The organism is Paraperibacillus esterisolvens (assembly GCF_046237625.1).
Classification (GTDB): Bacteria; Bacillota; Bacilli; order Bacillales; family DSM-1321; genus Paraperibacillus; species Paraperibacillus esterisolvens.
This window is the reverse complement of record NZ_CP143545.1, coordinates 4,112,469-4,134,521: the sequence shown is the minus strand read 5'-3', so window position 1 is coordinate 4,134,521 and position 22,053 is coordinate 4,112,469. Positions and strand designations below refer to the sequence as shown.

The window sequence follows — 22,053 nt, the reverse complement described above, 5'->3', positions numbered from 1 at the left end:
ATAGTAAAATCCCCTTTTCGGATAGTAAATGTTCGGATAGCAAAGGCTTATTCAGCGCAGGACTGAGGAGTCTCTGAGGGGTAAATTTGATGATTGATAAACATTGTGCATTTAATATTATCTAATTAGCAGGCACCGCTTTCCGCTTTTTCATGCGGGAGCAGCGGGACAGGGAGACCCCCGCAGGCAAAACCGAGGAGGCTCACCGCCCGCCCCGCTCCAATGGAGTGCCTGCAGCGGAAAGCATTCTTCATGTTCAGCAGCAGCCATTTATACAAAAACAGCCCGAGAAGAAATTCTTCCGGGCTGATCTTTGGAATTTATTTAAAAATCGACTTTCTTCAGCGGCTTTGTAGCCGGACCTTCAAGCACATCCCCGGTTACCGAGAATCTTGAACCGTGGCATGGGCAGTCCCAGGAGCGGTCCCCGTTATTCCAGTTCAGCTCACACATCATATGGGTACAGGTAGTGTCCACCACATGGAGCTGTCCGTCCTTATCCCGGTAAGCCCCGGCCCTCTGTCCGTTGACCTCGACCACTTTTGCTTCGTCTATGCCTACTTCATCCAGGGTGTGGTTGGGTTTGTCCAGCTTGCCTTCAATGAAGTGCTTCGCCACATCGAGGTTTTCTTTGACGAAATTTTTCAGACTTGTGCCGGCATTCACACGGCGGGGGGTGAAGACTTCGTTGTAAGGGTTCTCACGGCCCACCACATAGTCACTGAGCATAAGGGCTGCGTTTGTCCCATTTGTCATTCCCCATTTTGCAAAACCGGTTGCCACATACACATGATCATAATCCTCTGTCAGATTTCCGATATATGGAATGCTGTCCAGGGTGTGGATATCCTGGGCTGACCATTTATACGGGATTTCCTTCACGCCATACGTCTTTTCGGCATAAGGCACCAGTTCTTCATAATAATCCTGTGTATCGAGATCCTGTCCCGTTTTGTGCCCGTCACCGCCAAAGAGGACTGCCTTTTCTCCGTCGATCATCGTATAACGGAGGGAGCGGGTCGGTTTCTCTGCACTGATATACATTCCGCCCGGGAATTCCTTTTCCGTTTTGACGGCAATTACATACGACCGCTCCTGCTGAAGCCTTGCAAAGTATTTCCCTTCTTTAGCATAAAAAGGGTAGTGTGAGCAGATCAGCATGGACCGGCATGTGATTTTGTTCTTGCCCTCGTTTTTCAGGGTGAGGACGGCAGGAGGCCCGTTTTCTATATCGCCGGCCACTGTGTTCTCATAAATTTCGCCCCCAAGCTCCACAATTTGGTCTACCAGGTATGAAAGATATTGCAAAGGGTGGAATTGTGCCTGGTTCCGCATGAGCACGGCACCTTTGACCGGGAAGGACAGCGGTGTTTCCTGAACGTAGGTTCCGTCTATCCCCAGCTGTTCATATGCCCGCACTTCATCCGCAAGCTTAGGCAGGTAGTCGCTGTCCTCCGTGAATACATAGGAATCCTGAGTGGAAAAATCGCAGGAAATTCCATTCTCTTCGACCGTTTTCCTGATAAATTGAAGTGCATTTTGATTGGCTTCATAATACAGCTTCGCATGTTCTTCGCCGCTTTCCTTGATCAGCTTGTCATAAATCAGGCTGTGCTGGGCCGAAATCTTGGCGGTGGTATGGCCGGTAATGCCGTTCAATACACGCCCTGCGTCGATCAGGGTCACCTTTCGCCCTTCCTTCGAAAGAAGATAAGCGGCTGTGACTCCGGTGATTCCGCCGCCAATGATTAATACATCGGTTTCTTTATTTTCATTAAGAGCAGGGAAGGACTTGATCTCCGCACTTGTCCTCCAGTAGGGCTCCGGCGTTTCGGGCATCGGTTTAAAAGGAATTTCTGACATTAACGTACCTCCTAATAGGATTTGGTCTGGATAGAAAATCCACATTTTCTTCTTATATTTTCCATAATCAGCTTATGAATACCCATTCCCACAAAATTTACCCTTATGCAGAATGTGGAAACACATGCCATCCCATTTTCTCTACGCCTCAGGACCTAATTGAAAATATAGCCGTGGTACGTTATGGAAAAAGAGGCAGATCGTTAAGATAGAACTATAAGAAGGGAGGCACAAACTTATGAAAAAAGCTGGTTTGATTGCAGGAGGGGCAGCTGCAGCAATCATCCTGATTGCGAACCTTGCACCGATGATCGGCCTTGCGATAGGGCTGGCCGTCTTATACTATGCAGCGAAAAAGTTCATGAAGGCGGAATCCGCCTGGGGTAAAGCCGTCTGGGGCATACTTGGCCTGATTGCCATCGCAGGATCCATATCCAATGTGCCGGCACTTATTGGAGTGGCAGCAGCCTACGTTTTGTACCTGATCTGGAAAAATTGGAACAGAGCAAAGGAAGACAAGGTTGAAAATGATCCATTTGTGAATTTCGAGAAAGAATGGGCGCGTCTAAAATAAGAAAATCAAAGGAGAGATTTGAGATGAATAACTTATTCGCGAGATTGAAAAACACAGTAGCAGCAGATTTCCACGAGCTGCTCGATCAAAAGGAACAAAAAAATCCGCTGGCATTGCTGAATCAATATCTGCGGGAATGCGAAAAGGAAGCGGAGCGGGTGAGCAAATTGGTGGAGCGCCAGTCGCTGCTCACAGAAGAATTCAACCGTGAATATCGAGGTGCGCTAGAGATGGCCGAGAAGCGGAAAGCCCAGGCAGACATTGCACAGAGGGCCAATGAACAAGGACTGCATGAATTTGCGCTGGCAGAGGCCAGCCAGTATAAGGAAAGAGCAGCCTATATTAAAACCGTCCATACTGAGGCTGCCGGCCAGCTGGCGGATCTTGAGAGAAGATACGAGGAAATGAAGCATAAGTTGAAAGACATGCAGATCAAACGCATGGAACTGATGGGCAAGGAAAACGCAGCCAGGGCCAGCCATAAGATCAATAAGGTTATGCAGGGCGGATATGGCGTCGAATCTTCATCCCGCTTCGGGGAGTGCGAGGGCTATCTTGGCCGCCTGGAAAAAAAGGCCGCTTCGTCTTATATGGAGAGCACGATTGACAGCAGAATTGCTTTGCTTGAAAAAGATCTGCAGGATAAAGAAACCCATTCTATTTCATAAGAAACTCATGATATATTGGATAGAGGCGAAAGATACTGCTTTCGCCTCTTAAACTGTAAGGGGTTTTTTAAAATATTTTGGTTTTTTAATGAGGTCTGTATGAAGATTAAACTATTTAAAAAGCTATGAGTTCAATAAAGTTACCATCTTCACCGTGCACCGATTTATTTAATCTGAAAAGCACCGTTCTCCGCCTTGCTGGGAGCAGCGGGACAGGTGAGACCCGGATGTAAAACCGAGGAGGCTCACCGCCCGGCCCGCTCCAATAGAGAGCCTGCAGAGGAAATCAACTTTCACAATGTTTGCGGAACAGCCAATCATAAAAATGTCATTGAAAGGGGGAAATGCCGTGCTGAATAAATTGAACACCGGCCATATTAATCTTTTGATCTGGCTGTCTGTATTCTTGATCTTCATAGAGCTATTATTTTTCCACAGCGGCCTGGTTTTTTCCCTGATGCTTTCAATTCTGTTTATCTATATAGGGAAGAAAAGATATACGAGGACATATGGCAAGATTTTGTTCTGGCTCGGTGTATTCTCCCTGGCAGCGGCAGTGTTCAGGATGTTTGCTGCCAAGTTTTTCATCCTTGCACTGATTGCTTACTTTTTTATTCTTTATCAGCAATCAAAGAAAGAACCGCGTAAAATCCGCCCGATTGTTTTAGAAAAAACAGAGGTGCAGACAGAGGCGCTGATAAAAAAGGAATCACTTCTGCAGAACCGCTTCTATGGATCCAGATCTGTGGGCGAGCATGTGTATGAATGGAATGACATTAACATACAGGGAGCTTTCGGCGATACAGAAATCGATTTATCCTACACCGTTCTCCCTAAAGGGCAGTCTGTCATTTTTATCCGCCACATCATTGGAAATGTGCGGATCCTGGTGCCATATGATATGGAGATCAGCGTCAGCCATTCGGCCGTGATTGGATCGGCCCGGATCCTTGATGAATGGGAGCCGCGGGTATTCAGCAAAAATCTTTCGTACCAGACCGCGGGATATGATGAAGCTGGTCTGAAGGTGAAGATCATGACTTCCTTTTTCTCTGGAGATTTAGAGGTGAAAAGAATATGAATATCGTTCTCCGCCAGGCGGCAGCCGGAATTCTCTTTTCCTTTGTGCTGTTTACCCTCCTTTCTCCCCTCTACTTCATCATTTTTCCCCTCCAGTCATGGAAGGTGCTGTGGGAAAAGGAGATTTATGATCTTCCGGCGATCCTATTTCTCGCCGGGATCAGCCTCGCTGCCGGCCTTATTTTCGGCACCGGAACAGGGCTTTACTGGAAGAGGCAGGTCAAGACAATCAGCGACGGCCTGTATGACCTGGAAGCCGGCCGTGATATAGCAGAGGCAAAGGATGCACTGTCAGAGATTGCCGGCATCCGGAGGAAGATGGACAGTATCCGAATTCATATGAAGGAGCAGATCAAGCAGTCCCAAAAGTTTGCAAACGAAAAGGCAGAAGTCCAGGAGAAAAGAATCCAGGAAATTGTCTCACAGGAACGAAACCGGCTCGCCCGCGAACTTCACGACTCTGTCAGCCAGCAGCTCTTTGCTGCCTCTATGCTCATGTCTGCGATTAACGAATCAGATGGCGGGGCCGATTCCCTCAGGGACTCCCAGCTGAAGCTGGTGGAAGGCATGATCCATCAGTCCCAGCTTGAAATGCGCGCCCTGCTGCTTCACCTGCGGCCGGCACCGCTTAAGGGGAAAATGCTCCATGAAGGCATACAGGAGCTCCTGGCAGAGCTTGAACATAAAGTGCCTCTCGAGATTTCATGGAAGCTGGAGCCTGTGGGCGCGGATAAGGGTATCGAGGATCACCTATTCCGGATCCTGCAGGAGTCGGTATCAAATACCTTGAGGCATTCCAAAGCATCTTCCCTTGAGGTTCTCCTCATCAAGAGGGAAGGCCTCATCATTATGCGGGTCTCGGATGATGGTGTAGGATTCGATGTGGATGAAGCCAAAACAGGGTCTTACGGCATGCAGACTATGCAGGAAAGAGCTCTTGAAATAGGAGGCACATTCAAGCTTGTCAGTGTGAAAAATAAAGGGTCCCGCCTTGAAGTCAAGGTCCCGGTAATCCAGGAAGGATGAGAGTATGATACGAGTATTGCTGGTGGACGATCATGAAATGGTACGGCTGGGTGTAGGGTCTTATCTGTCGGCACAGCCTGATATTACAGTCGCCGGGGAGGCGGAAAACGGCAGGGAAGCAGTGAAGCTTGCCCTTGAATTGAGGCCGGATATTATCCTGATGGATTTGGTCATGAAGGAAATGGACGGCATTGAAGCGACAACAAAAATTATGGATGAGTGGCCGGAGGCAAAAATTATCATCGTCACCAGCTTCATTGATGATGAAAAAGTATACCCGGCACTTGAAGCGGGTGCTTCAAGTTATTTGCTGAAAACATCCCGGGCCGGCGAAATAGCGGAGGCTGTACGCAGCACCTACGGCGGGCAGAGTGTTCTCGAGCCGGAGGTGACCGGGAAAATGATGGTGAAAATGCGGCAGAAAGCCCTGCCGCATGAGCAGCTGACAGCCCGTGAAAAAGAAATTCTCCTCCTGATGACTCATGGGAAAACAAATCAGGACATCGCAGATGAACTATTTATAGCCTTAAAGACCGTCAAAGTCCATGTCAGCAGCATTCTCAGCAAACTCGACGTCCAGGACCGGACGCAGGCTGTAATTTATGCCTTCAAGCATCATATCGTGAAATAACCTGCCCGGCACTTGGGGGCAGGCTGTTTTTATTGTGCAGGATAGCAGGAAGAAGATTGGCGTCTTAAACAAGCAAATAAACGATATTCGCAGCGAACTGGACAATAGCAGGAACAAAACCACATTAGGAAGTGGAAGAGAGTAGAGCGCAGGCAGGAATGCCAGTAAGATATAAGATGTTCACAGCCAGCCCCAGGAAGCCTTATGATAAACGCAGCTCCGCCCCTATTCCACAAAAAAGCACCTGCCAAATGGCAGGTGCAGGATTATGCCTGGCTGTCAGCCCAGTCTTCTACATTCCAGACATCGGTTACCCAGTCTTCGTAGAAGTCAGGTTCATGGCAGACAAGCAGGATGGTGCCCTTGTAATCTTTCAGGGCGCGCTTCAGTTCTTCCTTGGCAGTGACATCAAGGTGGTTTGTCGGCTCATCGAGCAGGAGCCAGTTGCTTTCGTTCAGCATGAGCTTGGTCAATCGGACCTTGGCCTGCTCGCCGCCGCTCAGCTGGCTCAGCGGACGGGAGATATGCTCGTTTTTCAAACCGGAGCGGGCAAGGATCCCGCGCACCTGGGATTGATCCAGGGAAGGGAAGGCTGCCCAAACATCGTCAATCGGTGTGAGACTTCCCGCCTTTACTTCTTGCTCAAAATAAGATGGAAACAGGAAATCACCCTGAATGGTTTCTCCGGACAGCGGCTGGATTTTGCCGAGGATCGTCTTCAGGAGCGTCGACTTTCCGACACCATTGCATCCGACAACCGCTATTTTCTGACCGCGCTCGATCGTTACATTGAGTTTTGGAAGCAGCGGCTCTGAATAGCCGATTTCGACATCTTTTCCTTCAAATACATACCTGCTGCTGCCGCGTGACTCTTTGAAATCGAATGACGGCTTCATGGCTGTTTCCGGCCTGTCAATACGGTCCATACGGTCCAGCTGCTTCTGACGGCTTTTCGCCCGTCCTGTGGTGGAGTAGCGCGCTTTGTTTTTGGCGATGAAATCTTCCTGCTTCTTGATGAATTCCTTCTGTTTTTCATAAGCATGGATATGCTGGTTTTTGTTGATCTCTGCAAGCTCCAGGAATTTTTCGTATGTGGCGGTATAGCGTGTCAGTTTCGAGAACTCCAGATGGAAAATGACATCCACCACGCCATTCATAAATTCTGTGTCATGGGAAATTAAAAGGAATGCATGCGGATATTCCTTCAGATAACGTGACAGCCAGTTAATATGCTCCACGTCCAGGTAGTTGGTCGGCTCATCCAGGAGAAGGACCTTGGGCTGCTCCAATAGAAGCTTGGCGAGCAGCACCTTCGTCCTCTGTCCGCCGCTCAGGGCAGATACGTCACGGTCAAGGCCGATGGCATCAAGCCCAAGTCCGCGGGCAGCATCCTCCACTTTCAGATCGATTGAATAGAAGCCGCCGGCATCCAGATTATCCTGGATCTCTCCCATTCTCTCCAGCAGTTCCTCTAATTCTTCCGGTGTCGCAGAACCCATTTTTTCAGTAACCTCATTAAGTTCTTTCTCCTGCTCAAAAAGCGGAAGGAAGGCATCGTTCAGCACGTCGCGGATCGTTTTGCCGCGGGAAAGGACGGTATGCTGATCAAGATAGCCATATTCAGTGCCCGGCGTCCATTCCACCCGGCCTGTATCATGTATCAATTGTTTAGTGATGATATTCATCATGGTCGATTTACCAACGCCATTTGCGCCGACAAGTCCAACATGCTCGCCGGGAAGCAGGCGGAAAGTGACATCTTTGAATAAAGTGCGGTCGCCAAAGCTATGGCCCAATTTATCTACAGTAAGTAAGCTCATCTGGTTCAAAACCCTTTCGCTGCTAGTGTGTAATCTATAAAATTCCTATACTCCATCATACTAAAAACTTGCCTTAAGTACCATCCCCCATATTTTTCCCAGTTGAAAAAAATCCTGGAACAGGAGATGAAGGCTGCCTGGTTTGCGAGGGAGGTGTAATTTCCGCCGATATCAGTTAAAATTAAGAGTAGTGAACAGGACTGCGCACGGTTTTATGGCACCGCGACTAAAAGGCAGGCAATGATACAGGCACCTGCGAAATTTATATGGCAGTCCGTTTTTTTGAAAGGATGTTGTAGGATGGCAAAACAGCTCGTTTTAGCAGAAAAGCCCTCAGTGGCCAGAGATATAGCAAGAGTCTTGAATTGTACGAAAAAAGGAAACGGATATCTTGAGGGAGACCGCTATGTGGTGACATGGGCGCTCGGCCACCTGGTCACGCTTGCAGATCCTGAAATTTATGATGATAAGTATAAGGCATGGAATCTTGAGGACCTGCCGATGCTTCCGCAGTCATTGAAGCTCGTTGTGATCAAGCAGACCAGCAGGCAATACCAGGCAGTAAAGTCCCAGTTGAACCGGAATGATATACATGAAGTGATCATCGCGACAGATGCCGGGCGGGAAGGGGAGCTTGTGGCACGCTGGATCCTGGAGAAGGCAAACGTCAAGAAACCGGTAAAGCGGCTCTGGATTTCTTCTGTTACAGATAAAGCCATCAATGAAGGCTTCCGCCAGCTTAAGAACGGCAAGAACTATGAAAATCTGTATGCGTCGGCAGTAGCCAGGGCAGAAGCTGACTGGGTCGTGGGGCTGAATGCTACCCGCGCCCTTACCACCAAATATAATGCCCAGCTGTCCTGCGGCCGGGTGCAGACGCCGACACTTGCCATTATTGCGAAGAGGGAAGAGGACATCAAGTCCTTCAAGCCGAAGAGCTTTTATGGCGTGAATGTATTAGCGAAGGGGCTTAAGCTCACATGGCAGGACGCCCGCACTAAGGAAAGCAGAACCTTTGACAAGGAAAAGGCAGAAAAAATCCTGAAGGCTGTTTCCGGCCGGGAAATCAAGGTTGCTGAAGTTAAGAAAACCCTGAAGAAGAGCTATGCACCAGGGCTGTATGACCTGACTGAACTGCAAAGGGACGCAAATAAACGGTATGGCTATTCAGCGAAGGAAACGCTCTCCATCATGCAGAAGCTGTATGAGCAGCATAAAGTGCTGACCTATCCCCGGACAGATTCACGGTTCATCTCCACAGATATCGTGGATACCCTGAAGGAAAGAGTCAAAGCCAGCAGCCATAAGGAATACTCCTCTGCTGCTGCTAAAGTACTTAAAAACGGGATAAAGGCCAATAAGTCTTTTGTGGACGACAGCAGGGTCTCAGACCATCATGCCATCATCCCGACCGAACAGAGCATCTATATCGGCTCTCTCAGTGATAAGGAATGGAAGATCTATGACCTTGTAGTGAGAAGATTCCTGGCCGTCCTGATGCCGCCATTCGAGTACGAACAAACCACCATATCTGCCGAAATCGGCGGTGAGCAGTTCACGGCCAAGGGGAAAATCGTCAAATCGCCCGGCTGGAAGGATGTTTACTCCTCTGAAGATGACGAAGCGGATGCGGATGACCAGAAGCTTCCGCCAATCCAAAAGGGAGATACGCTTGAACAGGTAACGGCAGCGCTGACACAGGGGGAGACGAAGCCTCCGGCACACTTTAATGAAGCCTCCCTTCTTTCTGCCATGGAGAACCCGGTTCAGTATATGGCAGGCGAGGATAAGGAATTGATCAAGACAATCGGGCAGACGGGCGGACTCGGGACAGTCGCCACACGGGCTGATGTTATTGAAAAATTATTTAACAGCTTCCTGCTCGAGAAGAAGGGCAAGGATATTTTCATCACATCCAAGGGACGCCAGCTGCTGGATCTGGTTCCGGAAGACCTGAAGTCTCCGGCCCTGACAGCGGAATGGGAGCAGAAGCTCGACCGCATTGCCAAGGGAAGCCTTGCGAAGAATGCGTTTATCCAGGAAATGAAAGATTATGCTAAGACGGTTGTCCAGGAAATCAAGTACAGCGGCAAACAGTTCAAGCATGACAATGTAACGGGCAGCCGCTGTCCGGACTGCGGCAAGCTGCTTCTTGAAGTGAACGGCAAGCGCGGCAAAATGCTCGTCTGTCAGGACAGGGAATGCGGCCACCGCAAGAGCGTCTCCAGGGCGACCAATGCCAGATGCCCGGTCTGCCATAAGAAGCTTGAGCTCCGGGGCGAAGGGGAAGGCCAGATCTTTGTCTGCTCATGCGGGCACCGCGAGAAAATGTCCGCTTTCCAAAAAAGGCGGAACAATTCCAAGAGCGGCAAGGCGACAAAGCAGGATGTGAATAAATACCTGAAAAATCAGCAGAAAGATGAGCCGGTGAACACGGCACTGGCGGATGCGCTTGCCAAGCTGAAATTCGATAAATAAAGCGGGGGATCATATGGGGCAGTCCAAGACGAATGCCATGCGCATGCTGGATAAAGAAAAAATTCCATACTCCTTCCTGACCTATGACAATAAAGATGGCAAAATAGACGGAGTGTCGGTAGCCGGGAAGATTGGAAAACCCCCGGAAATGGTCTTTAAGACGCTCGTTACCATCGGGGTCGGCAATGCCATCCATGTCTTTGTCATCCCGGTGGAAGGTGAGCTTGACCTGAAGAAGGCTGCGAAGGCTGCCGGTGAAAAAAAGCTTGAGATGCTTCCGGTGAAGGATATACAAAAATGGACAGGCTATATAAGGGGAGGCTGCTCCCCGGTGGGGATGAAGAAGCTTTACCCCACTTATATAGACCAGAGTGCCGAAAGCCTCGGGGCCATCATTGTCAGCGGCGGTAAAATCGGCATGCAGCTCGAGCTCGAGCTCCAACACCTCACATCAGCCACCAAAGCCCGGCTGGCCGAACTGACAAAATAAAAAACACGCAAATCTGCGTGTTTTTTTGTTGGGAAATAATCTTTCCCGAGTAGATAACTTTTAAAAACGCAAATATATTTTTTCAGAATAGCATTTCCCTGCGATGTACAATGAAAGGGGGAATCTTTTCACGTTAACTGGCTCCTTAAACTACCAAAAGGAAAATAAAACCACTAAAATAGAATGAAAAGAAGAAGGGGTGGAGAATTTAAAATATGAAAGAGGCAGCATATCTGTATCAGATAATAAAAGAGGAAGGAAGCGAAGAAAACCGGGGACCGATGGAGAAGTATATGAAAAATTTGTTCCCATTTTTCGGTGTGAAGTCTCCCGAGCGCAAAAAAGCGGTATCGCAATTCCTGAAGGAGACAGGCATCCATAAGGAAGCATTCTCGCATGAGTTCGTACGGGAACTCTGGAGCTTTGACGAACGCGAGATGCAGTATGCGGCCCTTGATTACTGCGGTAAGTATGAAAAGTGCTTTGCTAAAGAGGATATCGAGCTGTTTCGGGAACTGCTGGTGACCAAGTCCTGGTGGGATTCAGTGGATTCAATAGCCGCAGGGCTTGCGGGAGCCATTGTCTCATCCTATCCGGAGCTGGCGGATGAATATATGGACCGCTGGGCGGTGGATGATAATATGTGGCTGCGGCGGACGGCTATTTTATATCAGCTGAAGTATAAGAATGATACGGATGTAGAAAGACTATATCGATACATACTTGAAAATGCGGACAGCCGCGAATTCTTCATTCAAAAGGCAATCGGCTGGGCGTTAAGGGAATACTCCAAGACAGATGCTGATTCTGTCCGCAGCTTTATGGAACGTGCCGCACTGGCAAAGCTGAGTGTCCGCGAAGGCAGTAAATATCTATAGCATCTCCCAAGGCATTTAACCTTTGGTTTTTGGCAAGGTTTGATAGAATGGGCAGGTGGGAAAAAGAGAAAAGGTTAGAAAGCAGGTGCAGCATGGTAAGATGTATTGCAATTGATATGGATGGAACGCTGGTCAACAAGGATCAGGCTGTCTCCAAAGAAAATAAAGACGCCATCGAAAAGGCTGTGTCACAAGGTATTGAGGTTATCATCGCAACGGGCCGTTCGTTTGCGGAAGCGCGGCATGCCCTTGATGCAGTTGATATAAAATTGCCAATAATAGGGATAAATGGAGCCGTGGTGATTGACCCAGAGGGCAATGTGGCAGAAGCGAATACGATGAGCTTCGAGTCGGTCAGGAAGGCTGCCGACATACTAAAGAAGCACGATCTATACTATGAGGTTTACACCAACCGGGGCACATACACCCAGGATAAAGATAAGTCCATAGCTCTGCTGGTTGATATATTCCTCACCTCAAATCCAGGCGCAGATCCGCTCGTCGTGACAGAAGAGGCGAGAGCACGCTATGAAGTGAGCCAGATCCAGATGGTGGACAGCTATGAAAGGCTGTATGAGGATCCGGGTGTCCAGTATTATAAATTTCTTGTCTTCTCGGTCGACTTCAGGAAGCTTGGTGAAGCTGCTTCTGATTTAAAGAAGCTTGGCTCCCTGGCTGTAACCTCTTCAGGACGGGACAATCTGGAGATCAATGCCCTGGATGCCCAAAAAGGAGCCGCTCTGGAGAAATACCTCACTAGGCGCGGCATTTCCATGTCTGAAACCATGGCGATTGGCGATAACTATAATGATGTGTCCATGTTTGAACGCGTGGGCCGATCTGTGGCGATGGGAAATGCACCGGCAGATATTCAAAGAATCTGTGATTATGTAACTGACTCCAATAATGAAAATGGAGTCGCGAATGCCATTTTAAAGGTTCTTTCTGAATAAAGGCATCATGAGATTTCCCTTTTATTCTGTTAAAAGGAGATCTGCAGTATGAAAAAATGGACGTATATATTTATGCTGCTGATGATTCTGTCCAGCTGTTCGGGGACAGGCAGTCAGGAGGGGCAGGACGGAAAGCAGGATGCCAAACCTGCGGCAAAGCCGGCACGCACGCCTGAAGTGGCAGCCCGGGATCTCAGCATTCCTTGGTCTATCGAAAAGGCAGGGACGGTTTTTTATATTACCGAGAGGACCGGGACGATTGCCAAGATAGAGGGCGGAAAAACTGAGCGGCAGAGTGTGAAGCTGTCTGAAGCCATCTCCAAGCAGCAGGAATCCGGCCTGCTTGGGTTTGTGCTGGCCCCGGACTTCCAGGAAACCAGGATGGCTTATGCGTATTATTCATATGATAAAAGCGGCACCACCCTTAATCGTGTGGTCACCCTGAAGAACTCAGGAGATGGATGGACAGAAGAAAAGATCCTTCTCGACCGCATTCCGAGCGGAAACTTCCATCATGGCGGACGGCTGAAGATCGGGCCGGACAAAAAGCTTTATATCACCACTGGTGAAGGATATGTAACAGAAAGGGCCCAGGATTTATCCTCATTTGGCGGAAAAATACTGAGGATGAACCTGGATGGCTCCATCCCGGGAGACAACCCCTTTAAGAATTCATTTGTGTATTCTTACGGCCACCGCAACCCACAGGGGCTGGCCTGGACAAAAGAGGGAGTGCTGTACAGCACCGAGCATGGCCAGTCTGCCCATGATGAAATCAACCAGATTAAGCCTGGCACGAACTACGGCTGGCCCGTTATCGAGGGCGATGAGAAAAAGTCCGGAATGACCGGCCCCATATTTCACACCGGGAATGTAACCTGGGCCCCTTCTGGCGCAGCTTACCATAATGGTAAGCTGTACATCGCCGCACTTAGGGGAGAGGCCGTAAAGGTCTTTGATCTGAAGACGCGGAAAGCGGATGATTTTGTTACCGGTTATGGCCGGATAAGGGATGTCCGCATTGAAGGCGGAACTCTATACTTTGTCAGCAATAACAGGGACGGCCGGGGAAAGCCGGCAAAGGACGATGATAAGCTCTATAAGCTTGAGCTTCCCTGAATGTTTTCTTGGAAAGTATGTATAAGATAGAAGGAATGCGGCCATACTGTAAGCATGATTGTTTTTCCATAATATCCCCCCCATTGCCCGCCTGAATTTCAGGCGGGTTTTTTTGTTAGTGGATAAGTGGCTTTGATTGGCAGCAAGGACCTGTACAAGCTTACCAGGATGGCGCGGTATAAAATGGAGGTAATCCGCAGGGTTTTTATATACTTTTTGTTTATTTTTTGTTATTTTTCACCCCTCCAGCCTGCCTTTTCTTCATAGTAAGCTATTTTATTTAATTTGTGAGGTGTCGGCAACACGTCTGAGGCCTGTTACTAGCCGAAATGAGACCGTTACTATCTAAACACATCCATTTACTCGCCGAAAAAAGTTTTTACTATCCGAAACGGTAAATTTACTATCCGAAATCATACATTTACAAGCCAAAACAGAGAATTTACTCGCCATTGTAAAATAATGGATACCTTATAGTTCCTTCAGGTACAAGGTTTGTTTTATAACAGCCGAAGATAAAAAAATGCCGCCCCTGCAAATTGTGGGGCGGCATTCTTCTTATACGTTGACCTCTGCCTGGGCCTGGCGCTCCTTGGCGGCGGCGCTGACCTGCTCGTCGGCATGGTAGGAGGATCGTACCAGCGGACCTGCTTCACAGTGGCTGAAGCCTTTGGACAGGGCGATTTCCTTGAGCTCTGCGAATTCATCCGGGTGGTAGTAGCGCTCTACCTTAAGATGTTTTTTGGTTGGCTGCAGATATTGGCCGATGGTCACGATATCAACGTCATGGGCGCGGAGATCGTCCATCGCTTCGATGATTTCTTCTTTTGTTTCCCCAAGGCCCACCATGATGCTGGACTTGGTTGGTGTTTTGGGACTCAGTTCTTTGACACGCTTTAATAATGACAGGGAGCGGTCGTATGTAGCGACTGCACGGACCCGCTTTGTAAGGCGTCTTACGGTTTCGATGTTATGGTTGAAGATGTCCGGCTTGGCATCCATGAGGGTCATGATGGATTCATCGTCACCCTTCATGTCGGAAGGGAGGACTTCAATTGTGCAAAATGGAGAGCGTCTCCTGATTGCGCGTACAGTTTCTGCAAATACAGCAGCTCCGCCATCCTTCAGGTCATCCCTTGCCACCGCTGTGATTACAGTGTGCTTAAGGCCCATGGTTTCCACGGATTCGGCAACTCGTTCCGGCTCCTGCCAGTCCAATTCAGTCGGCAGCCCGGTCTTGACGGCACAGAAGCGGCATGCTCTTGTGCAGATATCCCCGAGGATCATGAACGTTGCCGTCTTCCTTACAGCCCAGCATTCGTGGATATTAGGACAGCGGGCTTCTTCACAGACGGTATGGAGCTTTTTTTCACGCATCATTTTCTTTAGGCCGGTATATTCTTTATTCGTGTTTAACTTGATCTTGAGCCACTCCGGCTTCCTGAGGTGTTCCTGATTGTTTGCCATTTTTTTATTGCTCCTTTTTATCGGGAATAATTCCAGCTGTCTGTGAGGTATTTTGCTTCCAGTTCTCTGACCTCGGCCAGCTGGCTTTTTGTCAGCTGATATGGAGTAAGGGTGATGCCGAGTCCTTTTTCAAAGCCCTTATAAAAGGCCTGCTTAACTTCAGCCATCTCCGGCACATGTTCCAGAAATTCGGCAATCGAGGCTGCCTTGCCTCCGAAGCCGCGCCTTGCTCTTTCTTTCACTCGTTCATTTGGGTAGATAAAACAGTCAAACAGGGTTTCTTCATCCATTTCAAGCGGAATGGAACCATGCTGGAGGATGACGCCCTTCTGCCGGCACTGAGAGCTTCCGGCCGATTTTCTCCCGCCGACGATCAGCTCATACCAGGAGGATTCGTCAAAGCAAACAGCCGAATTGGTCCGGCCGATCACTTTGCTTTTATCCGGGACGGCAAGTTCAGCTTCTATTCCTAATTCTCTGAATCCCTCGAGCAGACCTTGTGAGATGACGCGGTAAGCCTCTGTGACGGTGCCCGGCATTCTGTTGTGGTTCTCGCTGACCACCACGCTGTATGTAAGCTCCTTATCGTGCAGCACGGCCCGCCCTCCGGTCAGCCGCCTGACTAATTGAAAACCCTTCTTGTGGACGGCATCGACATCGATTTTCCCATGGACTTTCTGGAAGTAGCCGACAGACATTCCAGCTGGGTTCCACTCATAAAAGCGGAGTGCCGGCGGAATAAGTCCTTTGCTGTGCCAGCCCAGCAGCGCCTCGTCCAGGGCCATGTTATAAGCGGGCGTGTTGACACCTGAATCAATAAAGATCCATGTTTCTTTTTCCAACTTCATTACCTCTTTCAAAAAGTAAAAACCGAGCAGGAGGAATAGACAGACCATTCCTTCGGGTTTAGACCGTATTTATGGTGGAACAAACACGAAAAAGCCGCCCCGGTAAAGGAGCGGCCCATTCACTAAGTAAAACAGCTTTCAGCGATCTTCTGTCTCCGCCTCTGCCAGCTGAATGGAGGCTGGAGGCGGAGGTAGCCATTTGTTAACCTATGCGGCACCCCTGGTGGACATTATATGTTTGACCTTAGGTTATGACATTTCATGAATACTGTCAATCCTTCAGCTTCAATTCAGGAAGACTCAGGCTTTGTCTTCCGGCCATTGATAGGTCCAAAATCTTTCATTCTGAATCCACGCAAGCAATTCGGCATCCTGTGTTTCGAGCTTATTGCCCCAGCCGGCGACCATGTATTGAGTCTGTGAACGGTGGGCTGTAATTGCCGCGACCTTTTGCTTTTGGACAGCCTTCACATTGTATCGGATATCTGCCTCTCCAAGCTCCTCGACGCAATTATTCGAAAAAGCGACACAATGGAGCTTTGGACGTTCTTTCTTCTTGATCCTGCCGACAGCGGCTGCGACAGCCCGTCCTGTTGCCTCGTGGTCTGGGTGGACACTATATCCAGGATAGAAGGTGATAATTAAAGATGGCTTAACTTCCTCAATCAAAGAAGAGATAACATCCGCCATCTTTTCCGGGTCTTCAAACTCAATCGTCTTGTCCCGGAATCCGAGCATTCTTAAATCTTTAAGGCCCATGGCCTCAGCGGCGTCCATCAATTCCTGCTTCCTGATCTTAGGCAGGGTTTCACGGGTGGCAAATGGCGGATTGCCAAGATTCCTTCCCATCTCGCCAAGTGTCAGGCAGGCATATGTTACCGGCGTACCATTATTGATATGCGATGCAATGGTGCCGGAAACTCCGAATGCCTCATCATCAGGATGGGGGAAAACGACCAATACACTGCTTTCTTTAACAAATGTCACTGTAATATCCCTCCTTCATTCAAATGGCGTCCTGCTGATCTGAAGCGCTACAGCAAGCTTGCCTGCAGGATCAAGTCCTGCCATCAGCAGCCTTCCTTTATCGTCTATCTCAAAATGGGTCAAACCTTCAGCGTAAATCCAGCCTATAGCAAGCTTAAGCCCTGCCCGGTACGGCCCGGATCCGGCAATCCTGCCGCGTTCATATTGCACGAATGCATTACGGATGTAAGCGCCCGCTGAAAAGAATGACTCATCAAAGTGGGTGGCATAGGCTCCATTCGTGGTTTCGAGATGGATATATACATCTTCATTTGCATAGGAATCGATCGCCTTTTGCACCTCAGCCTCTAAAATAGGCTCCATAAAAATTCCTCCTAAATCAACAATCTCTAAAGATTACCTGTATTTCGTATGTTCAGCCTGTTTCGCCGTTTTTATTTTGGTTAAGGAGCCTGGGGCTCTTATTTTTATATCTTACTAAAAATATGGGATAAAAGCGAAAAATGAATTTGTCAATTTTTGCGCGGGAAAAATAATGGGTTTTCTACTCCCCGCCCAAGCATGGAAAGAAGCTGGACAAAGAAGGAACAAAGGTGTTAAGGCGGTGGAGCGGAGCAAGGTGCAGCCCCGCCGCCACAGAAAAATGCCGGCCTGGAAAAAAAAAAGGAACCGGCATGCCGGTCCCTCCAGGAAAATGTGCGTTTATTATTTGGAAAGCTGTTCGGCTTCCAGGCGGCCTGCGCCGTGAATTCGATACGCTCCGTGCATGGTGGGACCCACATACTCATTCAGTTTCCACGAATGGCGGATGGCATCTGTAATGAACGCCTTTGCCGTATAAACGGCTTCGCGTACGGTTTTGCCCTTGGCCAGTTCCGCTGTGATAGCGGATGAGTAAGTGCATCCAGCTCCGTGGGTATAAGCTGTGCCGATTCTTTCCGACTCAAGTACGATAAATTCTGTACCATCATAAAGAAGGTCAATGGCTTTTTCATGCTGCAGTTTGCTTCCGCCTTTAATTAAAACGTTCTTGGCGCCAAGCTCATGGATTTTTACTGCCGCCTGCTTCATGTCTTCCAGCGTCTTGATGGCAGGGGTGCCTGCAAGCTGGGAAGCTTCAAACAGATTAGGTGTCACGACAAGCGCCCTTTGCGTCAAAATGTCACGGAGTGCTTCGGCAGTTTCCGGATGAAGGACTTCATCCTCCCCCTTGCAGATCATAACCGGGTCGATGACTACATTTTGAAGCTTATTTTCATCTATGATCCGGGCAGCCAGTTCAATGATTTCCACTGAACCGAGCATCCCTGTCTTCATCGCATCAATCCCTGTGGACAGAATTGTTTCCAACTGAGCTTCTATTGTGCTGAGCTCGATCGGGAACACATTATGATGCCAATGGTTCTTGGGATCCATAGTCACGATTGTGGTCAGTGCTGTCATGCCGTAAACGCCAAGTTCCTGCATGGTCTTGAGGTCTGCCTGGATTCCGGCGCCGCCGCTTGAGTCTGAACCGGCCAGTGTAAGTGCTTTTTTCATTGTCATAAAAAGAAGACCTCCCAAAAGGTTCATATAATGTGTATTCCATGTTTATTTATCCCTATTTAGCGATAAATAATAGGAATGTAGTTTATTTTTCTTATCTTAAGAATATCTCAAAATCTGGATTTGAACAAGAATTGTGACTATCCTGACCGCAGTTCCTTAAAGAGTGAGGCGGCATTAATCTTGAGATAATTAAGAATTCGGATTATCCTGTTAATAAACGGCGGGAGCTATGAAGAAACCGGAGATATTCAACTGCTATAACGGCCAAGAGTAAAAGGGCTGAAAAAAATTATAAAAAGGACAGCTGCCATGAATTTTGAGATAACCAAAGAAGAAATAAATGTACAGGAAGTTATGGATAAAGTGAAATCCAGGAATGCCGGGGCTCTGAATGTTTTTGTGGGGACTGTCAGGGAACTTACACATGGACGGAAAACGTTGTCCCTTTATTATGAGGCTTATGAAAAAATGGCAGTCAAGAAGCTTGCAGAGATAGGTGATGAAATTAAGCAAAAGTGGCCAGGGGCACAGACGGCGATCACCCATCGCATCGGCCGGCTTGACATCATGGATGCAGCTGTAGTTATCGCTGTCTCTTCCCCGCACCGGGATGAGTCGTATGCGGCAAACAGGCACGCCATAGAACGGATCAAAGAAATTGTCCCGATCTGGAAAAAGGAAACATGGGAAGACGGAGATGAATGGATTGGCAATCAGAAGGAAACTGTGCCATATAAAGATGGAGAACCAGGGAAGGGGGATCTAGATGATTAAAGTACTATTCTTTGCAGGGCTGAAGGAAACGGCAGAAACCGGGTCCATTTCCGTCGACATGAACGGCAGAAGTCTCGGAGACTTGAAAAAGGCAGTGGAAGAACAGTTCAGCCTGCAGCTCGGCTCTGTCATGGCGGCTGTGAATGAAGAGTTTGCGGATGATGATACAATCCTTGAGGCGGGTGATACGGTCGCGTTCATCCCTCCAGTCAGCGGCGGCTGATCTCGGATGCGGGTTAAGAAAGGAGGTGCAGGGATGCAGGATAGATATTCCAGGCAGGTTCTTTTTTCCGGTATAGGGGAAGAAGGACAGGCTAGACTTGGCAGCAAGCATGTGCTGATTGTCGGTGCCGGTGCACTGGGATCTGCCGGAGCCGAGATGCTGGCTAGGGCGGGGGTCGGCAGATTAACAATCATAGACCGCGATTATCTGGAGGAAAGCAATCTCCAGCGGCAGCAGCTTTATACAGAGGAAGACGTATTGAAGAAAATGCCAAAGGCCGCTGCGGCCAAAAGGCATCTGGCGGAGATTAATTCGGGCACAATCATTGAAGCTCATATCATGGACGCTGAACCGGAGAGCCTTGTGCCGCTGCTTCCCGGGGTAGATCTCATTTTGGATGCGACAGATAACTTTGAAACCCGGTTCGTCCTCAACGATCTTGCCCATAAATATAAGATTCCCTGGATCTTCGGGGCATGTGCCGGCAGCTTTGGCATGAGCTATGCATTCATACCAGGCAAAACGCCCTGCCTAAATTGCCTTCTGCGTTCCATGCCGCTTGCCGGAATGACGTGTGAGACGGCAGGAGTCATCGCGCCTGCTGTCAGTATGACGGTTTCGCTTCAGATAGCAGAGGCGATGAAGATTCTGACGGAGAATTGGGATGCAGTCAGGAAGACGTTCATGAGCTTTGATGTTTGGTCAGGCGAGTTCCACAGCATCAAGACAGGGAGGGTGAAGCGGGAGGACTGCCTTACCTGCGGAACACAGGCTGAATATCCTTTCCTGAAAAAAGAGAACTCTACAAGGACCGCTGTATTATGCGGCAGGGAAACGGTCCAGGTGAGGCCTCCGGGTGTGGTCACTGTGGATATGGACAGACTTGTTAAGCATTTTTCCGCCATGGGTTATGAAGCAAAATCAAATCCTTACCTGATCTCGGCCCAAAACGGTTCAGAGCGGGTTATCGTTTTTAAAGATGGCAGAGCCCTGATTCATGGTACAAAGGATATGGCCCATGCACGGTCGGTCTATCAGCGGCTGATGGGATAAATCAAAAAGGACAGAATCCGATATTGGATTTCTGTCCTTTTTCTGTGGAAAGGGGCGGAGCTGATCATGAAGCTTCTTGCAGCAAGCTGTGAATATTTCTGGCATTCCTGCCATGCATCCAGCTCCGCTCCACCGCCTTATTGTGTTTGATCTGCTCTTGTCTTATTTTCCATGCAGAGGCTGCAAGTATAAAACTCATGTTTGTTTATAGAATCAGAATGCCCAGTTGCCGCTGCGGAAAAGCGGCTCTAATGTGCCATCTTCTGTTTCTCCATCTATATCCAGATCTTTTGAACCAATCATGAAGTCTACATGCGAGAGGCTGTAATTGGCCCCTGCCTCAGCAAGCTCTTCACGGCTCATGGAAGTTCCGCCTTCTAGCGTCAGTGGATACGCACTGCCCACTGCCAAATGGCAGGAAGCATTTTCATCGAATAATGTATTATAGAAAATTAAATCTGTGTTCGAAATGGGAGAATCATGCGGAACAAGTGCCACTTCACCGAGGAAGGCGGCGCCTTCATCAATCTCAAGCATCTTCTTCAGCGTGTCCCTCCCAGTTTCAGCACTGAATTCGACCGCTTTGCCATCCTTGAATGTCAGGGAGAAGTTCTCAATCATCACTCCATTGTAATTCAGCGGCTTTGTGCTGGTTACTTTCCCATTTGTGCCGCCTTTTTTAGGCATGGTGAATACCTCTTCGGTCGGGATATTAGGAGTGTATTCACGCCCCTTTGTGTTCTTTACCGCACCGCCGACCCACAGATGCCCTTCAGGAAGCTCGATGGTGAGGTTTGTCCCGGGGGCCTTATAGCGAAGCGCTTTATACTTCTTATCATTTAAGTACTGTACCTTGCTGTTTAAGTTTTCACCGTGCAGTCTCCAGGCTTCCACCGGATCCTTCTCCGTGATGCGGGTTGCGGAGAAAATAGAATCCCACAGCTTTTCCACTGCTTCCTCAAGAGACGCATCCGGGAATATTTTCTGTGCCCATTCAGGAGTAGGTGTGGAAATAATATTCCAGCTGATTCCGCCCTTCATCATCACAGCCTTCACACCCTCAGTGGCAGCCGCATTCGCCTTATTGGAAATAGCGATTCTTTCAGGGTCAAGGCCTGTAAACGCGTCCGGATTTGGTGAATAAATCTGTAAAAATGCAGCACCGATACTCTGATACTCTTCAGTAAGCTTGACGCTGTGCTCCGGTACGTAGGTTAGAGCTTCTTCTGGTGCATCTTCGAATTTAATTCTTTTTACTGCATCATCATTCCAGTCCACAAACACATTTCCCGCCCCAGCAGCATAGGCCCTTTTTACAAGAACGCGGGTGAATTCAGCTGCTTCAACAGGTGACTGGATCACAAGCGGCTGTCCCTCATAAAGATTCACGCCAATCTTAAGTGCTACGTCAGCATATTTTTCCATCAAGGCTTTTTCTGCCATCTTTTTGTCCCCCTCATTTTGTTTCTAGTGTCTAAATATCTTAACATATTATAAAAACAATTATCACTATTCATTCTTGTCTGACTTTACAACATCAAAAATGGGGCCGGCCCCATTTAGGTGCCAGCCC

General features: G+C 48.6%; 22 protein-coding genes. 13 read left to right on the top strand and 9 right to left on the bottom strand.

Going from position 1 to position 22,053, the window contains the following annotated elements; genetic code table 11:
- Positions 1-125: 125 nt before the first annotated feature.
- Both V1501_RS20775 and V1501_RS20770 read right to left on the bottom strand, forming a co-directional pair.
- A complete protein-coding gene (locus V1501_RS20775; protein WP_409290767.1) occupies positions 126-254 on the bottom strand; it encodes a hypothetical protein in 129 nt (42 codons plus the stop codon).
- 70 nt (positions 255-324) lie between these two features.
- Positions 325-1,863: an FAD-dependent oxidoreductase gene (locus V1501_RS20770; RefSeq protein WP_409290766.1), complete on the bottom strand. Its 1,539-nt coding sequence runs from the start codon at positions 1,861-1,863 to the stop codon at positions 325-327.
- A 238-nt stretch (positions 1,864-2,101) separates the two neighbouring features.
- Between V1501_RS20770 and V1501_RS20765 the strand changes: the two genes are divergently transcribed.
- The 5 genes from V1501_RS20765 (at position 2,102) to V1501_RS20745 (ending at position 5,842) form a co-directional block, all read left to right on the top strand.
- Positions 2,102-2,437, top strand: coding sequence for a flagellar basal body rod protein (locus tag V1501_RS20765; RefSeq protein ID WP_409290765.1), 336 nt, complete (start codon positions 2,102-2,104; stop codon positions 2,435-2,437).
- 23 nt (positions 2,438-2,460) lie between these two features.
- Positions 2,461-3,105, top strand: coding sequence for a PspA/IM30 family protein (locus V1501_RS20760; RefSeq protein ID WP_409290764.1), 645 nt, complete (start codon positions 2,461-2,463; stop codon positions 3,103-3,105).
- Between the two features lie 349 nt (positions 3,106-3,454).
- Positions 3,455-4,186 carry a cell wall-active antibiotics response protein LiaF gene (gene liaF / locus V1501_RS20755; RefSeq protein ID WP_409290763.1) on the top strand — a complete coding sequence of 244 codons (732 nt, stop codon included), beginning with the start codon at positions 3,455-3,457 and terminating at the stop codon, positions 4,184-4,186.
- Positions 4,183-5,211, top strand: coding sequence for a sensor histidine kinase (locus V1501_RS20750; RefSeq protein ID WP_409290762.1), 1,029 nt, complete (start codon positions 4,183-4,185; stop codon positions 5,209-5,211). The genes liaF and V1501_RS20750 overlap by 4 nt, the downstream gene beginning before the upstream one ends.
- Positions 5,212-5,215: 4 nt before the next feature.
- Positions 5,216-5,842 (top strand): response regulator, encoded by a 627-nt coding sequence (locus V1501_RS20745; RefSeq protein WP_409290761.1) that lies wholly within the window; start codon positions 5,216-5,218, stop codon positions 5,840-5,842.
- Positions 5,843-6,108: 266 nt separating this feature from the next.
- Here the strand turns inward: V1501_RS20745 and V1501_RS20740 are convergent, their stop codons facing one another.
- Positions 6,109-7,662, bottom strand: a complete 1,554-nt coding sequence (locus V1501_RS20740; protein ID WP_409290760.1) for an ABC-F family ATP-binding cassette domain-containing protein — start codon at positions 7,660-7,662, stop codon at positions 6,109-6,111.
- A 300-nt stretch (positions 7,663-7,962) separates the two neighbouring features.
- On the opposite strand from V1501_RS20740, the gene V1501_RS20735 reads away from it, so the two are divergent.
- The 5 genes from V1501_RS20735 to V1501_RS20715 all read left to right on the top strand — a co-directional run bounded on the left by V1501_RS20735 (position 7,963) and on the right by V1501_RS20715 (position 13,580).
- The gene (locus V1501_RS20735; RefSeq protein ID WP_409290759.1) at positions 7,963-10,140 is read left to right on the top strand and encodes a DNA topoisomerase III; all 2,178 of its coding nucleotides are present in this window, start codon (positions 7,963-7,965) and stop codon (positions 10,138-10,140) included.
- 13 nt (positions 10,141-10,153) lie between these two features.
- Entirely contained in the window at positions 10,154-10,630 is a 477-nt protein-coding gene (gene ybaK / locus V1501_RS20730; RefSeq protein ID WP_409290758.1) for a Cys-tRNA(Pro) deacylase, read from the top strand.
- Positions 10,631-10,845: 215 nt separating this feature from the next.
- Complete coding sequence (locus V1501_RS20725; RefSeq protein ID WP_409290757.1) at positions 10,846-11,508, top strand: DNA alkylation repair protein; 663 nt, start codon at positions 10,846-10,848, stop codon at positions 11,506-11,508.
- Between the two features lie 92 nt (positions 11,509-11,600).
- On the top strand, positions 11,601-12,461 hold the full coding sequence (locus V1501_RS20720) for a Cof-type HAD-IIB family hydrolase (RefSeq protein WP_409290756.1): 861 nt from the start codon (positions 11,601-11,603) through the stop codon (positions 12,459-12,461).
- Positions 12,462-12,509: 48 nt separating this feature from the next.
- Positions 12,510-13,580, top strand: coding sequence for a PQQ-dependent sugar dehydrogenase (locus tag V1501_RS20715; protein WP_409290755.1), 1,071 nt, complete (start codon positions 12,510-12,512; stop codon positions 13,578-13,580).
- A 558-nt stretch (positions 13,581-14,138) separates the two neighbouring features.
- Here V1501_RS20715 and lipA read toward each other — a convergent pair.
- The 5 genes from lipA to pdxK all read right to left on the bottom strand — a co-directional run bounded on the left by lipA (position 14,139) and on the right by pdxK (position 18,427).
- Positions 14,139-15,047, bottom strand: coding sequence for a lipoyl synthase (lipA, locus tag V1501_RS20710; protein WP_409290754.1), 909 nt, complete (start codon positions 15,045-15,047; stop codon positions 14,139-14,141).
- 17 nt (positions 15,048-15,064) lie between these two features.
- Positions 15,065-15,889 carry a biotin/lipoate A/B protein ligase family protein gene (locus V1501_RS20705; RefSeq protein ID WP_409290753.1) on the bottom strand — a complete coding sequence of 275 codons (825 nt, stop codon included), beginning with the start codon at positions 15,887-15,889 and terminating at the stop codon, positions 15,065-15,067.
- A gap of 306 nt (positions 15,890-16,195) precedes the next feature.
- Positions 16,196-16,882 (bottom strand): bacillithiol biosynthesis deacetylase BshB2, encoded by a 687-nt coding sequence (bshB2, locus tag V1501_RS20700; protein ID WP_409290752.1) that lies wholly within the window; start codon positions 16,880-16,882, stop codon positions 16,196-16,198.
- Between the two features lie 15 nt (positions 16,883-16,897).
- A complete protein-coding gene (locus V1501_RS20695; protein ID WP_409290751.1) occupies positions 16,898-17,245 on the bottom strand; it encodes a YojF family protein in 348 nt (115 codons plus the stop codon).
- A 342-nt stretch (positions 17,246-17,587) separates the two neighbouring features.
- On the bottom strand, positions 17,588-18,427 hold the full coding sequence (pdxK, locus tag V1501_RS20690; protein ID WP_409290750.1) for a pyridoxine/pyridoxal/pyridoxamine kinase: 840 nt from the start codon (positions 18,425-18,427) through the stop codon (positions 17,588-17,590).
- A 312-nt stretch (positions 18,428-18,739) separates the two neighbouring features.
- On the opposite strand from pdxK, the gene V1501_RS20685 reads away from it, so the two are divergent.
- Genes V1501_RS20685 through V1501_RS20675 form a run of 3 tightly spaced genes read left to right on the top strand, consistent with a single transcriptional unit; the run spans position 18,740 to position 20,480 of the window.
- The gene (locus V1501_RS20685; RefSeq protein WP_409290749.1) at positions 18,740-19,204 is read left to right on the top strand and encodes a molybdenum cofactor biosynthesis protein MoaE; all 465 of its coding nucleotides are present in this window, start codon (positions 18,740-18,742) and stop codon (positions 19,202-19,204) included.
- The gene (moaD, locus tag V1501_RS20680) at positions 19,197-19,427 is read left to right on the top strand and encodes a molybdopterin converting factor subunit 1 (protein ID WP_409290748.1); all 231 of its coding nucleotides are present in this window, start codon (positions 19,197-19,199) and stop codon (positions 19,425-19,427) included. Before V1501_RS20685 ends, moaD begins: the two co-directional genes overlap by 8 nt.
- 33 nt (positions 19,428-19,460) lie before the next feature.
- Positions 19,461-20,480, top strand: coding sequence for a ThiF family adenylyltransferase (locus V1501_RS20675; RefSeq protein WP_409290747.1), 1,020 nt, complete (start codon positions 19,461-19,463; stop codon positions 20,478-20,480).
- A gap of 213 nt (positions 20,481-20,693) precedes the next feature.
- Here the strand turns inward: V1501_RS20675 and V1501_RS20670 are convergent, their stop codons facing one another.
- Positions 20,694-21,923, bottom strand: a complete 1,230-nt coding sequence (locus V1501_RS20670) for an aminopeptidase (RefSeq protein WP_409290746.1) — start codon at positions 21,921-21,923, stop codon at positions 20,694-20,696.
- Positions 21,924-22,053: the final 130 nt, after the last annotated feature.

Coding starts and splice junctions, on each gene's coding strand:
- V1501_RS20740 (WP_409290760.1), bottom strand. CDS start 7,662: ATGAGCTTACTTACTGTAGATAAATTGGGCCATAGCTTTGGCGACCGC.
- lipA (WP_409290754.1), bottom strand. CDS start 15,047: ATGGCAAACAATCAGGAACACCTCAGGAAGCCGGAGTGGCTCAAGATC.
- pdxK (WP_409290750.1), bottom strand. CDS start 18,427: ATGACAATGAAAAAAGCACTTACACTGGCCGGTTCAGACTCAAGCGGC.
- V1501_RS20685 (WP_409290749.1), top strand. CDS start 18,740: ATGAATTTTGAGATAACCAAAGAAGAAATAAATGTACAGGAAGTTATG.
- moaD (WP_409290748.1), top strand. CDS start 19,197: ATGATTAAAGTACTATTCTTTGCAGGGCTGAAGGAAACGGCAGAAACC.
- ybaK (WP_409290758.1), top strand. CDS start 10,154: ATGGGGCAGTCCAAGACGAATGCCATGCGCATGCTGGATAAAGAAAAA.
- V1501_RS20675 (WP_409290747.1), top strand. CDS start 19,461: ATGCAGGATAGATATTCCAGGCAGGTTCTTTTTTCCGGTATAGGGGAA.
- V1501_RS20725 (WP_409290757.1), top strand. CDS start 10,846: ATGAAAGAGGCAGCATATCTGTATCAGATAATAAAAGAGGAAGGAAGC.
- V1501_RS20720 (WP_409290756.1), top strand. CDS start 11,601: ATGGTAAGATGTATTGCAATTGATATGGATGGAACGCTGGTCAACAAG.
- V1501_RS20750 (WP_409290762.1), top strand. CDS start 4,183: ATGAATATCGTTCTCCGCCAGGCGGCAGCCGGAATTCTCTTTTCCTTT.
- V1501_RS20695 (WP_409290751.1), bottom strand. CDS start 17,245: ATGGAGCCTATTTTAGAGGCTGAGGTGCAAAAGGCGATCGATTCCTAT.
- V1501_RS20735 (WP_409290759.1), top strand. CDS start 7,963: ATGGCAAAACAGCTCGTTTTAGCAGAAAAGCCCTCAGTGGCCAGAGAT.
- V1501_RS20670 (WP_409290746.1), bottom strand. CDS start 21,923: ATGGCAGAAAAAGCCTTGATGGAAAAATATGCTGACGTAGCACTTAAG.
- V1501_RS20770 (WP_409290766.1), bottom strand. CDS start 1,863: ATGTCAGAAATTCCTTTTAAACCGATGCCCGAAACGCCGGAGCCCTAC.
- V1501_RS20775 (WP_409290767.1), bottom strand. CDS start 254: ATGAAGAATGCTTTCCGCTGCAGGCACTCCATTGGAGCGGGGCGGGCG.
- V1501_RS20765 (WP_409290765.1), top strand. CDS start 2,102: ATGAAAAAAGCTGGTTTGATTGCAGGAGGGGCAGCTGCAGCAATCATC.
- V1501_RS20745 (WP_409290761.1), top strand. CDS start 5,216: ATGATACGAGTATTGCTGGTGGACGATCATGAAATGGTACGGCTGGGT.
- V1501_RS20715 (WP_409290755.1), top strand. CDS start 12,510: ATGAAAAAATGGACGTATATATTTATGCTGCTGATGATTCTGTCCAGC.
- V1501_RS20760 (WP_409290764.1), top strand. CDS start 2,461: ATGAATAACTTATTCGCGAGATTGAAAAACACAGTAGCAGCAGATTTC.